The 12,707-nt window shown below is 59.3% G+C and carries 15 protein-coding genes; 6 read left to right on the top strand and 9 right to left on the bottom strand.

Annotated features, from left to right (window positions below; genetic code table 11):
* Nucleotides 1-31 precede the first annotated feature (31 nt).
* Nucleotides 32-556, bottom strand: a complete 525-nt coding sequence (locus tag DW754_RS04340; RefSeq protein WP_158561608.1) for an iron-containing alcohol dehydrogenase — start codon at nucleotides 554-556, stop codon at nucleotides 32-34.
* A gap of 157 nt (nucleotides 557-713) precedes the next feature.
* Here DW754_RS04340 and DW754_RS04335 point away from each other — a divergent pair, with 157 nt between their 5' ends.
* Together DW754_RS04335 and DW754_RS04330 are read left to right on the top strand one after the other, a co-directional pair.
* Nucleotides 714-2,285 (top strand): DNA repair protein, encoded by a 1,572-nt coding sequence (locus DW754_RS04335; protein ID WP_117758551.1) that lies wholly within the window; start codon nucleotides 714-716, stop codon nucleotides 2,283-2,285.
* On the top strand, nucleotides 2,278-2,703 hold the full coding sequence (locus tag DW754_RS04330; protein WP_233508865.1) for a hypothetical protein: 426 nt from the start codon (nucleotides 2,278-2,280) through the stop codon (nucleotides 2,701-2,703). The genes DW754_RS04335 and DW754_RS04330 overlap by 8 nt, the downstream gene beginning before the upstream one ends.
* Before the next feature lie 26 nt (nucleotides 2,704-2,729).
* On the opposite strand, the gene DW754_RS04325 is transcribed toward DW754_RS04330, so the two are convergent.
* Nucleotides 2,730-3,113, bottom strand: a complete 384-nt coding sequence (locus DW754_RS04325; protein WP_117758553.1) for a heavy-metal-associated domain-containing protein — start codon at nucleotides 3,111-3,113, stop codon at nucleotides 2,730-2,732.
* A 174-nt stretch (nucleotides 3,114-3,287) separates the two neighbouring features.
* Here DW754_RS04325 and DW754_RS04320 point away from each other — a divergent pair, with 174 nt between their 5' ends.
* Together DW754_RS04320 and DW754_RS04315 are read left to right on the top strand one after the other, a co-directional pair.
* The gene (locus DW754_RS04320) at nucleotides 3,288-3,992 is read left to right on the top strand and encodes a DUF3793 family protein (protein WP_117758554.1); all 705 of its coding nucleotides are present in this window, start codon (nucleotides 3,288-3,290) and stop codon (nucleotides 3,990-3,992) included.
* Nucleotides 3,993-4,038: 46 nt separating this feature from the next.
* The gene (locus DW754_RS04315; RefSeq protein WP_117758555.1) at nucleotides 4,039-4,458 is read left to right on the top strand and encodes a flavodoxin; all 420 of its coding nucleotides are present in this window, start codon (nucleotides 4,039-4,041) and stop codon (nucleotides 4,456-4,458) included.
* A gap of 132 nt (nucleotides 4,459-4,590) precedes the next feature.
* On the opposite strand, the gene DW754_RS04310 is transcribed toward DW754_RS04315, so the two are convergent.
* From DW754_RS04310 to DW754_RS04290, 5 genes are all read right to left on the bottom strand, one after another.
* Nucleotides 4,591-5,340, bottom strand: a complete 750-nt coding sequence (locus DW754_RS04310; protein ID WP_117758556.1) for an amino acid ABC transporter ATP-binding protein — start codon at nucleotides 5,338-5,340, stop codon at nucleotides 4,591-4,593.
* Nucleotides 5,341-5,352: 12 nt separating this feature from the next.
* Nucleotides 5,353-6,714: an amino acid ABC transporter permease gene (locus DW754_RS04305; RefSeq protein ID WP_233508863.1), complete on the bottom strand. Its 1,362-nt coding sequence runs from the start codon at nucleotides 6,712-6,714 to the stop codon at nucleotides 5,353-5,355.
* Nucleotides 6,715-6,830: 116 nt separating this feature from the next.
* Entirely contained in the window at nucleotides 6,831-7,691 is an 861-nt protein-coding gene (locus tag DW754_RS04300; protein WP_117758557.1) for an ABC transporter substrate-binding protein, read from the bottom strand.
* A 147-nt stretch (nucleotides 7,692-7,838) separates the two neighbouring features.
* On the bottom strand, nucleotides 7,839-8,705 hold the full coding sequence (locus DW754_RS04295; protein WP_117758558.1) for a deoxyribonuclease IV: 867 nt from the start codon (nucleotides 8,703-8,705) through the stop codon (nucleotides 7,839-7,841).
* A 95-nt stretch (nucleotides 8,706-8,800) separates the two neighbouring features.
* Nucleotides 8,801-9,991, bottom strand: a complete 1,191-nt coding sequence (locus tag DW754_RS04290) for an aldo/keto reductase (protein WP_117758559.1) — start codon at nucleotides 9,989-9,991, stop codon at nucleotides 8,801-8,803.
* 163 nt (nucleotides 9,992-10,154) lie between these two features.
* Between DW754_RS04290 and DW754_RS04285 the strand changes: the two genes are divergently transcribed.
* Together DW754_RS04285 and DW754_RS04280 are read left to right on the top strand one after the other, a co-directional pair.
* Nucleotides 10,155-10,349: a hypothetical protein gene (locus DW754_RS04285; RefSeq protein ID WP_117735789.1), complete on the top strand. Its 195-nt coding sequence runs from the start codon at nucleotides 10,155-10,157 to the stop codon at nucleotides 10,347-10,349.
* Nucleotides 10,350-10,461: 112 nt separating this feature from the next.
* Entirely contained in the window at nucleotides 10,462-11,385 is a 924-nt protein-coding gene (locus DW754_RS04280; protein ID WP_117758560.1) for a ketopantoate reductase family protein, read from the top strand.
* Between the two features lie 109 nt (nucleotides 11,386-11,494).
* Here DW754_RS04280 and DW754_RS10870 read toward each other — a convergent pair whose 3' ends face one another.
* Together DW754_RS10870 and DW754_RS04270 are read right to left on the bottom strand one after the other, a co-directional pair.
* Complete coding sequence (locus tag DW754_RS10870) at nucleotides 11,495-11,701, bottom strand: hypothetical protein (protein WP_147336372.1); 207 nt, start codon at nucleotides 11,699-11,701, stop codon at nucleotides 11,495-11,497.
* Between the two features lie 191 nt (nucleotides 11,702-11,892).
* Nucleotides 11,893-12,669: a hypothetical protein gene (locus DW754_RS04270; RefSeq protein ID WP_118071998.1), complete on the bottom strand. Its 777-nt coding sequence runs from the start codon at nucleotides 12,667-12,669 to the stop codon at nucleotides 11,893-11,895.
* Nucleotides 12,670-12,707 lie beyond the last annotated feature (38 nt).

Raw genomic sequence — 12,707 nt, 5'->3', positions numbered from 1 at the left:
CCAAAAATAACCTATCCCTTTATGGTAAATATTAGGCCGCGGCGCACACACTGCCGAGCAGCTCGCGCAGAGGAGACCCGATGTCCTCCAGCAGTTCGGGCGCGATAATGGCAAAAACGGGGACCTCGCCGGTGCCCACGACAGCAGGCACCTTGCCCTCCGAGACAATGCATCCATAAGGCACAAAGCCGTCTTCGTCGGCATCGAGCGCCGCCATGCGACGCGCGAGCTCGCGCGCAAAGCCAGCAGTATCGGCATCGCCAATCGCCAGGACAAAGTTTACGCCTTCGTCGGTCGCCAGGGCCACGGCTTCGTCGATCAGCTCGTCTCCCCCGTCGCCCTCAAACGAGCCGCAGCGGAAAAGCACACGCTCGAGTAGGGCTCGATCAAGCGAGCCAAGTGCCGCCGAGACAAGCTCATCGCGCGTATGCTTGTCACCGCCCAGCACAACCAGCGCCTTGGTGCCACCGTAGTGAGCGACCAATCGTCCGCACCAGCGAGCCACATCCCCATCCGCAACCAAGCGCGTCGGCATACCAAACCCATAGTTGACCATTATCCCCACAACCCTTCCGTGCGTATAGGCGGTATCAATCGTTAGGCTCATGCTACGAAGCGAGGTTTTCCGAGCTGTTTCGCTCTCTTTAGAGCTGCGTTAAAAAACCCGATGCAACCGCACGACCATACCCGCCAAAGAGGGACAGGTTTTGACGATGTCCGCGCAAGCAGGTATTATCGAACATGTATTCGATAAGAACATGTGTTTGATGGGAGGACGCGTGGGACACGAGCGTCACACCTATATCTGCATCGACCTTAAGACGTTTTACGCCAGTGTCGAGTGCGTCGACCGCGGACTCGACCCACTCACTACGTGCCTGGTCGTTGCCGACGAATCGCGCGGGCGCACGACCATCTGCCTCGCCATCACACAGGCTATGAAGGACCTCGGGATACACAATCGCTGCCGTCTGTTCGAGATTCCCGACGGCATCGACTGCATCAAGGCCGTACCGCGCATGCAGCACTACATGGAGGTGTCGGCGAAAATCTACGGCATCTATCTGGAATACGTGAGTCCGCAAGACATTCACGTCTACTCCATCGACGAATGCTTTATCGACGTGACGCCCTATCTGGACCTCTATCACACCGATGCGGAAGGGTTCGCCTGCATGTTACGCGACGAAGTCCTCGCGCGCACGGGCATCACGGCAACGGTCGGGATCGGCCCCAACCTATTTCAGGCCAAGGTGGCGCTCGACATTACCGCCAAGCACGTACCCAGCCGCATCGGCATACTCGACGACGAGACCTTTCGCAAAGAGATCTGGCCTCATCGTCCCATTACCGATATCTGGGGCATCGGCCCCGGCGTGGCAGCCCGCCTCGAAAAGTACGGCGTCTACGATCTGATGGGCGTCGCCGCGCTCGACGAAAACCTGCTTTACGATGAGCTCGGCGTCAATGCCGAATATCTTATCGACCACGCCTTTGGGCGCGAGCCAACGACCATCGCCGATATCCAAGCCTATCGCCCGCAAGCGACCTCGACCACCACGGGGCAGGTGCTCTCGAAGGGCTATGCCTACGAGCAGGCCTACACCGTCTTGCGCGAAATGGTCGATGCCGCCGTGCTGGATTTGATCGACAAGCACGTGGTGTGCGACAGCATCTCGCTCTTTGTGGGCTATGCAAGCGAGCGCGCCGACATACGCCGGCTCAACGCCAGCGGCACGGCGCAGTATATAGACGGCTGCGGACACCTGCGCTCGAGTACCTCGGGCATCGAACCCGCAGCGACCGACGGCTCCGAGCTCGCGCCCCGTGCTCCCAAGCCCGTCCAGCGCGATGACGAAAGGCGTCGCCTGGTGCGCGAAGCGCAGGCAATCGATGGCATCTTTGTGGGAGAGCATGGCGGCAAACCGCGTGGTGGCTATGCCGCACTCTTTGCGCACTCCAACGCCTCGCGAAAGCTGCCCGAGCGCACTAATTCGTTTAAGAAAATCATGGGGTATTTCGATGACCTTTGGGCACAAACGGTCGATCCCAAACGACCGGTCAAGCGCATCAACCTGGGATTTGGCAACCTCATGCCCGAGGAATTTGCCACCATCGATCTGTTCAGCGATATCGAGGCCGATGAGCGCGAGCGCGATCTGGCGCGCGCCGTCCTGGCCGTGAAAGACAAGTACGGCAAGAACGCGCTCGTCAAGGGATTAAGCTTTACCGCCGGCGCCACCGCGCGCGAACGCAACGATCAGGTAGGAGGACATCGTGCCTAAGTCCCAACAACAGCCGATGCGGCCACCGACGCCTTTTGAACGTCTAGCGGACCCCGAGGGAAGACGTCGATCCGCCGACCCCAAGCTCACCGCCAACGGCGCCGTCCGTGCCGGCCGTGCCGCGCAGTTTATGCCCTTTGCCGCCCTCACGGGATACTACGAACTCGTGCGCAAGCAGGAAATCACCGTCGAGCCAAAACGTGAGCTCACGGAAGAAAAAGCCCTCGTGCTCTCTAAAAAACTCGAGGGTCTCAAACGTAGCGACTTGGTTCGTGTCACCTATTACGATACATACGGCTATCGCAGCCGCACCGGCATCCTCGACGAGGCGCTCCCCGCCTTCAAGCTCCTCAAGCTCCGAGACATCGCCATCGACTTCGACGACATCCAAGACATCGAGCTGCGCGGACGAGCCTAGCCAAGGAAGCGCACCCAGAGCGACGCTTACAGCGTCATGACGTAGTAACCCGCATCTCTCACGGCAGTCTCAAGGACACCGCGATTGATCGGCCGCTTGGAGCGCACACGCGCTGTGTGGTCCGCGTACGTTACCGTAGCCCACACACCATCCAGCGCATTGAGGGCATTGGCTACGTTCTGAGCGCAGCCGTCACAGCTCATGCCGCCGATGAGCAGCTCATCGCTATAGGGATAGTGTGACGCATCGGTATCCACCACAACAACCTTTTTGGCCTTCTTGCCGCTCGCACCATCGCTGCAACAACTCTTCCCGTGTGTCGAAGCGGCAATGCGACGCAGTCCAAAAAACATGCCGACGGCAATGACGGCCAGCACGATGAGATTCGCAGGGTTGAGCAAGTCACTCATGCGCCCCCCTTTCAAGTAGCACTATCTAGATACCCCCATGGGGTGTCCCCATCTTAACCCAAAATCATGTCTGTTCGGTCAATTAGTTTCCCTCTTCAAACTTTTTTGTTGACCATGGCTTACTTTCGTGTATAAGTTTTCCTAGGCTAACAGTTTAGATCCGTAAGGAGCGCCGTGACTCGAACCATAGACATCCCAACGTTTCAGGCAGCAATCGTGCGCAACTGCTCTCCCACGCTCGCGGGCATCAAGCCGGCATCGCTCTTTACCTATCCCGGCGTCTACGCAAGTCAAAACGGCAAGCCCGGCAACCCCCATATCGAAGTGCGTCGTACACATCTCCTTGCCGTCATAGCTCAATGCAACCGAGAACTCCAACCGTTCGGCATCCACACGAGCGTCTTGGTCTGGCGCCCCTGCGGAGCGCTCATCTATGTGTACCGCCCTGCGGACCTCATGCGATACCTCTCCGACCCCCGCGCCACGACGGCGCTTGCCGCCGAAGGTTACGATGTCCACAACCTGCCCGCATCCCTGGTGCATCTCGCCGCGCGCATCACGCTGGCAAGCAGCAATGCCACGGAAAGCGCCTGCGCCGACGGACCATGCGTTCTTGCGCAGAGCGAACCTTGCGGCGACGGCTGCACCTGCGAGTTTCCTCACGAAATTGGCTATTTTTTGGGATATCCCTACGAAGATGTGCGTCAATTTATCGTCCAGCATGGCGAGAACTACAAGGTCTTTGGACCTTGGAAGGTCTACACGAATGTCGGGCAAGCGCTTGCGACGTTCGAATCCTACCGCGCTTGCACGCAACACCTCACCCATGTCTATCAGCAGGGCCATAGCCTGGCAAAACTTGCCCAGGCAACCCGATAGAACATACAAACCGCGGCCGCACGCCGCACAACCGAAAGGACAACACATGAGCAAGATCGCGGTCGTCTACTGGAGCGGCACGGGCAACACCGAGGCCATGGCAAACCTCGTTGCCGAGGGCGCGACGTCAGTCGGCGCCGAGACAGATGTCATCTCCTGCGCCGACTTCTCCGCCGACAAGGCCACCGGCTATGACGCCTTCGCCTTCGGCTGCCCCGCCATGGGCTCCGAGGAGCTCGAGTACGATGAGTTCCAGCCGATGTGGGACGAAGTCAAGGAAACCCTCGGCGACAAGAAGGTCGTCCTCTTTGGCTCTTATTCGTGGGCCGAGGGCGAATGGATGGACAACTGGAAGGCGGATGCCGACGAGGCAGGTGTCAACGTCGTCGATTCCGTCATTTGCTACGACGCCCCCGACGATGAGGGCGAGGCGGCCTGCAAGGCTCTGGGAGCGGAGCTGGCCTAACGAAGCCGGCATAAAGTCTCAAAGCAGCTGACAGCCGAGCACCGCACAACAACAGTCGCTCATGCCCAAACAAAAACGGGGCCGGATACATATCCGGTCCCCGTTTGTTATATCGACAACCTCGAGGCGCCGCTACGAGATATTGCCCAAAAACGCCTTGGTGCGCTCGCTCTTGGGATGGTCAAAGACCTCGCTCGGCGTACCCTCTTCCACGATAACGCCGCCGTCCATAAAGACGACGCGATCGGCGACGTCACGGGCAAAGCCCATCTCGTGCGTCACGACGATCATGGTCATGCCGTCGCGGGCCAAGTCGCGCATAACGCCCAGCACGTCGCGGACGAGCTCTGGGTCGAGCGCGGACGTGGCCTCGTCAAAGAGCATCACGTGCGGGTTCATCGATAGGGCACGGGCGATGGCCACGCGCTGCTGCTGGCCGCCCGAAAGCTGACTCGGCATAAAGTCGATGCGCTCGGCAAGACCAACCTTGGTCAGTTCCTCGACGGCGATCTTCTCGGCCTCTTCCTTGCTGCGCCTGAGCACCTTTTGCTGCGCGAGCATGACGTTCTTTTTGACCGACAGGTGCGGGAACAAATTGAACTGCTGGAACACCATGCCCAAATGCGTACGCACCTTGTTAAGGTCGACGCCCTTGGCGCACATGTTCACGCCCTCAACGACGATCGAACCGCTCGTGGGGTCCTCCAGGCGGTTGATGCAGCGCAGCATCGTCGACTTGCCCGAGCCCGAAGGACCCAACACAACGACAACCTCGCCCTTATGCACGTCCAGATCGATATCGCGCAGAACTACGTTGTCGCCAAAGGCCTTCTGAAGGTTCTTGATGCTGACGACAACCTCGTTGGAATTCGTTTCACTCATGCCAGGACCTCCTTACAGACCGGCGATATGATCGGCGGGCGTGGCGACAACCTGCCCAGCGCTCTTGTTGGGACGCTTTTTCTTGGTCTCGGTCGTCCCCAAAAGCCTCGCCTCAAGACCGCTCACCAAGCGCGCAAGCGGCAGGGTAATAACCAGATAGAACAGGGCGGCAACCACATACGGCGTAATGGAGCCCGTCGTGGCCACGATGGTACGGGCGTTCATGACGATCTCGACCACGCCCACGGCGGCGAGCAGCGACGTATCCTTGTAGAGCAGGATAAACTCGCTGGTCAACGTAGGCAGAACATTGCGGAACGTCTGCGGAATCATAACGTAGAGTAGTGTCTGGAAGGCATTCATGCCCAGCGAGCGAGCAGCCTCGTTTTGACCCTTAGGAATCGACTGAATACCGGCACGGAAGATCTCGCACAGATACGCAGACGAGTTCATGGCCATGACGATGACGCCCAGGACATAATCATCCACCTTGACGCCGGCCAGTGGCAGGCCAAAGAACGCGATATAGATCTGCAGGAACGCCGGCGTGCCGCGGATGATATTCACGTAGATGCCGGCAAGGCAGCGCAGGATGCGCGACTTGGAGATGCGCATGAGCGACAACGCAAAACCGAAGGGAATTGCCAACGGGAACGCCACAAGCACGATCGAGAGCGACATGAGGAAGCCCTTGAAGACGATCGGCAGGCTCTGGACCAAAATAACCGGGTTCAGGAACAGGCGGAGGAACATATTTGAGTTCCACGCCTCGATCCACGGCTGCTCCTTAAGGTCGGCCAGGAAGTTATCGAATGCCGTCACGCCCTTGATCTCCACCGACGGAATCTTGGAGATCTTCTTGGTCGAGCCGTCAGCCAAGATGTAGGTTCCGCTAAAGGCCTCGTCGCCGCCCTCGACGGGGAACGTCACGCCGTAAACCTCGACACGGAAAAAGCCGCCGGCAGGCGCCGTCTCGCCAAAGTCGATCTTGAGCGTCTGGCCATCGGCCTTGCACGTGGGCTTCATGGGCGTACGGTCCATGAGGTCCTCGCCCGAGAGCATCGTCAATCGCGTGTCATCGGTACCAAACGTCGCGCCGTCGACAAACGTCAGCGAAAGACCGCTCAGCTCCTCGTCGGCATCGGCCTGAACTTCCCAGGTAATGCGCGTCTCGGTGCCGCCGACCACAGCGCTGCCCGAACCGGTGTTGGGTCGGGCGGTAATCTTTGCGGTCTCAAGCGCCTGGGCGGTCGTGGGCGCATATGCCCCCGCGCACACCAGCGCGAGCGCCACGGCCATGACGCAGGCTAGCTTTTGGAGCAAGGCGGACAGTGAAAAACGCTGCTCCGTGGCCCCTTTGTTCAATCGAGACAAGGTGGCTCCTATCGTAGAAGTTGCCGGCAAAACAAGACGGAAACGCGGTCCGTCGAGAGAAGCGCAAAGGCCCTCTCCGCAAAACGGAAAGGGCCCGCACGCAATCAAGCATTAATTTACTTGATGCTGTACTTAGCCATGAGGGCGTCAACGGTACCGTCGTCGGTCAGGTCCTTGATGGCCTGGTTGATGTCGTCCTTGAGCTTGGTGTTGCCCTGGTTGATGGCGATGGCGTACTCCTCGCCGGTGCTAATCTGCTTGATGGTCTGGCAGGTGTTGAACTGCTCGGCGGTCAGCTGGCTGGCAACGGAGCGGTTGGTGACTACGGCGTCGCCCTTATCGGACTGCAGGGCGCTGAAGCACTCGGTGGCGTCCTTGTAGGGAACAATCTTGGCCTTGGGGAAGTTCTCCTGGGCAAAGGCCTCGGCGGTCGAGCCAGACTGGACGATGATGGTAGCGTCGGCGTTGTTGAGCTTCTCGCTGAAGTTGTCGGCCGTGATGTCGGTGTTATCGACCTTGGTCACGATAGCCTGATCGTCCATGTAGTAAGAGTCGGAGAAAGTGACTTCCTTCTCACGCTCGGGCGTGTCAGTGATAGCCGCGATGGCGACGTCGTACTTGGCGCCCGAAGCGACGCCCGGAACCAGCGTGTCGAAGTCGTTGTTGACGTACTCGACATCCAGACCCAGCTTATCGCCGATAGCCTTAATGAGTTCAAGGTCAAAGCCCTGGTAGTCGCCGTTGTCATCCTTGTACTCAAACGGCGCGTACTCGGCAGAGGTGCCGACGGTGAGCGTACCGTCCTTGACGAGCGCGTACTCCTTGGAGCCGTCGACCTTCTCGACCTTAGCGTCGTCAGAGCTGCTGGAACTGGCATCAGAACCAGAGGTGGCGTTGGACGAGCCGCAGCCCGTCAGTGCAAGAGCGAGCGCCATGGCGCCCGTGGCGGCAAATGCACCAAGCTTCTTGAGCTTCATAATCAGTCTCCTTCCAGTGACCCCATTTGATTCAGAGGTCTGCAAAAACTGTTGGTTATTATGCACCTGTAAGTGCGAATCTGCAATTAGAAAACTGATTGAAACAATCACATAACGTGAATGGAACACTCCACTTTGTGACAGTCGTTACTGCTGTAACGACCTTAAAAGTTTGATTTCAGCTGCATAACCTGCAAGTTCGTTCGGCGTCTCCAAAATGAACGGCAATGCACGCAAACGGCTATTCGATACAATAATCTGCATAACCTGCATACCACCGCCAAACTCCTCGCTGCCAAGGTATCCCTTGCCGATGCACTCGTGACGATCTTTATGGGCACCACAGGGGTTCTTCGAATCGTTGATGTGTACGGCACGCAAGCGGTCGATACCCACCACGCGGTCGAACTCGTCGAGTACGCCGTCCAGATCATGGATGATGTCGTAGCCGGCATCGCTCACATGGCAGGTGTCCAGACACACGCCCAGCTTGTCCGATAGCTCTGGACGCCTGGCGGCAGCACCCTCGATAATGCGCGCCAGCTCTTCAAAGCTACGGCCCACCTCGGTACCCTTGCCCGCCATGGTCTCGAGCAGCACCGTCGTCTGCTGTCCCCCAAACATCACCTGACACAAGGTGTCGACGATCATCTGAATGCCGGCATCAGTCCCCTGCCCCACATGCGCGCCGGGGTGGAAGTTGTAGTAGTTGCCGGGCAGCGCTTCCAGACGCTGCAAGTCCTCGGCCATGGCCTCCAAGGCAAACTCGCGCGCCCGCTCTTTAGCCGAACAGGGGTTATAGGTATACGGGGCATGAGCCACAAGCGGGCCAAAATCGTTTTGCTCCATAAGCTCGCGCAGGGCCGCCACATCATCCATATCAAGGTCTTTCGCCTTGCCACCACGCGGGTTGCGCGTAAAGAACGCAAAGGTATTGGCGCCAATGGACAACGCCGTCTCCCCCATCGCCCGATAGCCCTTCGTCGTCGAAAGATGACACCCGATCGTCAGCATCTCCAACTCCCCCTCATCAGTTGCGGTGAAATACGGTCTATTGGTGCCTTATTTTGGCGCAAACAGACCGTATTCCACCGCAACTTATAAAAGGGTCATGAGGAGCGCGTTTTGTTGAAGGCCTTAAGCACCGCCGTCACGGGACCAGGCTGAAAACGGCGGCGTACGTCGTCCAAGCGCCCGGGGATATCGATGTGCTGCGGACAATGCCGCGCGCATTTGCCGCATTTGACGCAATTGCTCACCAACTTGGACTCGCTCGTGCGCACCGCACTCGCCGTAAAGTATTGTGACAGCCCCGTAAACCAGCTGTGCGCATAGCTCGCGTTGTAGGCGGCAAAGCAGCCGGGAATGTTGATACCCTTGGGACATGGCATGCAGTAGCCACATCCCGTGCAGGGCACACGGTTCGATTTCTCAAACTCCATCAACACGCGCGCAATCGTGTCGAGCTGGTTGGCAGTCATCGAATTCGGCAACGCGAGGTCTGCCAGTGACGAATTCTCGTCCACCTGCGCGGTATCGGTCATGCCCGAAAGCAGCATCGTCACCTGAGGATGGTTCCACACCCACGAAAGCCCCCAGGCGGCAGGAGTACGCAGGTGCGGGTCACGGGCGTCGTCGAGCACAGCGCGAGCCCGCGGCGGTAGCTTGCCCGCCAGACGCCCGCCCAGCAGCGGCTCCATCACAAACACCGCGAGCCCGCGCTCCGCGGCCGCCATGAGTCCTGCTGTTCCCGCCTGATATCGCTCTCCAGCGTAATTGTACTGGATCTGGCAAAAGTCCCACTCATATGCATCGAGCATCGTCATGAAATCCGCCGCGCTGCCGTGGTACGAAAAACCAATCTGGCGAATGCGCCCCGCCGCCTTTTGACGCGCAATCCAGTCCTCGATGCCCAACGCCACCACACGTTCCCACTGGGCGGGCGAGGTAATGTTGTGCATGAGGCAATAGTCGATACGGTCGGTCCGCAGGCGACGCAGCTGCTCGTCGAAGAACCGATCGAAATCCTCCGCGCATTTGCACGAAGCATGCGGCAGCTTGGTTGCGAGCAAAACCTGGTCGCGCAAGCCCAGGCGCTCAAGCGACGCCCCCACGCACGCCTCGTTGCCGGGATAGAGATAGGCCGTGTCCAGGTAGTTAATCCCCTGCTCCACCGCACGGGAGATGATGGCGTCGGCAGTCTTCGCATCCGGGCGTCCCGGCGCACCGGGAAACCTCATGCAGCCCAGCCCCAACGCCGAGATACGGTTGCCGCTTTTGGGGTCAACGCGGTATTGCACGGCCCCTCCCTTCGCCATCAGCGCCCCGGCAAGGCGAAACACAATGGTCACGCAGCCGAAACATCGTGGAATCGCAATCGAGAACGTATCGTAACGCAGCAGAAATCGAGCTGTCACGGCACCGCATTAACATCAGCAAAAAGCCCGATGAAAGGAGCCAAGCGTGACCACACGCGAGGACGTCTACCTCTACCCCGGCGAGCAGTACATCCTCTCGGTCGACCGCTATCAGATCGAAGTCATGGACCATCTGGACGAGCTTCCTGCCACAAGCGCCGTCATCTTCTGCACCTTCCCCAAGGTGCGCGATGGCGTCGGATTCCTCGCGCGCGTTTTTGCGGTCTGCCCTGCAGCGTAGCGTCCAGGCAAACGTTTCTTTTTTATAACAGCCGCTCCGCGCACCCACCAATCACCCTGGCAGCATACTATCCATCAGGCGCCCCTTACGCGGGCGCCTTTTATATGGGGAGATGATTCGCATACAGATCAACAAGGTCGCCTTTATCGGCAAGGGCGGCGTGGGCCTGCTCTACGGCAGCATGATTGCCAAGGCCCTCGGCAATGACGCCGTCGAATACGTTATGGATGACGCCCGTTTTGAGCGTCACGCAAACGATGCGCTCACCGTCAACGGCAAGCCCTGCGCGCTCAAGTCCGTCCGCGCCAGCAAGGCAACGCCCGCCGATCTGGTCATCCTGACGGTCAAGACGACTGGACTCGATGCGGCGCTCAAGACTATGGAACGCATCGTAGGGCCCGACACGCTCATCGCATCCCTTTGCAACGGCATCACGAGCGAGCAAAAGATCGCCGAGCGCTTTGGCTGGGAGCACACCGTCCTCGGAATCTGCCAAGGCATGGACGCTGTGTTTCTCAACGGCGCGCTCACCTTTACCAATGCGGGCGAGATCCGCTTTGGTGCGGCCGCCGGCACCGACCCCGCGACCGTCGCCGCCATCGACGAGCTCTACACGCGCTGCGGCATCGCGCACACCGTCGAGGCAGACATCGCGTACCGCATGTGGGCCAAGCTTATGCTCAACGACGGCATCAACCAGACCTGCATGGCCTACGGCGGTACGTACGGAAGCGCCACGGAACAGGGCTCCGAGCAGCGTCGTTGCTTTGTCTCCGCCATGCGCGAGACGCTTGCAGTCGCCAACGCCGAGGGTATCAAGCTCACCGAGGCAGACCTAACGCAGATGGTGCATCTCATCGAAGGGCTCGACCCCGCCGGCATGCCCTCGATGGCGCAGGACCGCGTCGCTCAACGCAGAACCGAGGTCGAGGAGTTCGCGGGCGCCGTCCGCCGCCTCGCGGCCAAGCACGATATCCAGGCGCCGCAGAACGAATGGCTCTATCAGCGCATCCGTGATATCGAGGCAAGCTGGTAACGCCGCCGCACCGCATCCAACAGTCTCAATAGCAAAAACCGCCGCAAAGGGCACTCCCCTTGTGGCGGTTTTCATGTTCAGCCATGGCCAACAGTCATTTTCGCAACAGTTAGAGATGCGACTCCGGAACCTCATCCTCATCATCGCGACAAAGGACAACACCGGCGCTTCCCAGCAGTGTGGCCGCGATCAACGCGCCGACCACGATAGAGGCAGCCCCACAAGACCCCTGCATGCCCGCGACGAGCGCGGCCGTAGGACCAAGGCAACCAAGCGTCAATGCAACGGCGGCAACGGCGATATCTCGAGCATTCACAAGACCACTTCCTCCACGAGAAAGACCTTATTTCTCATGAACCAGTGTGCCCCGCATGCATACGCCCAGCGTACCGCCACGGTAAGGGCTCTGTTAACTCAAACGCACATAAAGAAAGGGCGGCTTTACGTTGCCTAAAAGCTCAGCAAAGACGCCCGCCCATCATGTGCCTATTTTGCTCTGATGGCAGATTACCAACCGGTATAGTAGTCGGTGGTTCCGGCAGCACAGCCGGAGTCATAGACCTTGCACTCGCCCTTGGAACCGGTAAACGTGGAGCCTTGGGCCTTATCGCCCGCGGCAACGACGTAGTAGCCATCGGGATCGCGCCAAAAGCCCTCGGAATCCTGCGTCCATTCGCCCGTGCGGTGGTGATACAACACGTTGCTGCTGTAATAAGTCTCGCGGCGGCCGTTATAGTTATTGACGCCGCTCGAGCGCGTCAGACCCGAGCCGTTCGCGTAATACGCAGCAGACGTGTAAGACAAGCCGGAGCCGGCGTTGTAATACGAAGCCTGAGCGGCCTCGGCGGCCTCGGCCTCGGCTGCGGCGGCCTCGAGCGCTTCGCGCTTGGCATTCTCAAGCGCAGTGCGCAGCTCATCGAGCTCGGTCGACTTCGTGTCGACCTCCCCCATCGTCAACAGACTACCCGCACCGTCGATACAACCCTGCAGCACAGCGCGCTCGTCATCGGTAGCATAGTCGCCATACATATTCATAATGATCTGAGCGCGCATCTCAAGGGAATCGCGCTTGGCCTCCATCGAGGCGTTCCACTCCTGCATGGAACCATAACCATCGCCGCGGTAGTCGACGGGCTGCACCAGCGTCGCCTCGGACGGCGTAGATCCAACCGTATCGGACAGTGTTGCCGCGTGGGCATCAGTTGCGCCGGCGCCCGCCAAAAGTGCCACGGTCAGAGCGGCGGAAAGGGCAGCGGCTCTCGGTTTTCGTGAATCGATCCTCATGTAGCTGGAAACCTCCGTAGTGCGTTTTTGCTGCGTTT

The sequence above is a fragment of the Collinsella sp. AM29-10AC genome (genome assembly GCF_003469085.1).
In the GTDB taxonomy this organism is placed as follows: domain Bacteria; phylum Actinomycetota; class Coriobacteriia; order Coriobacteriales; family Coriobacteriaceae; genus Collinsella.
Note: the sequence above shows the minus strand (reverse complement) of the source record. Positions and strands in the feature narration are given on the sequence as shown.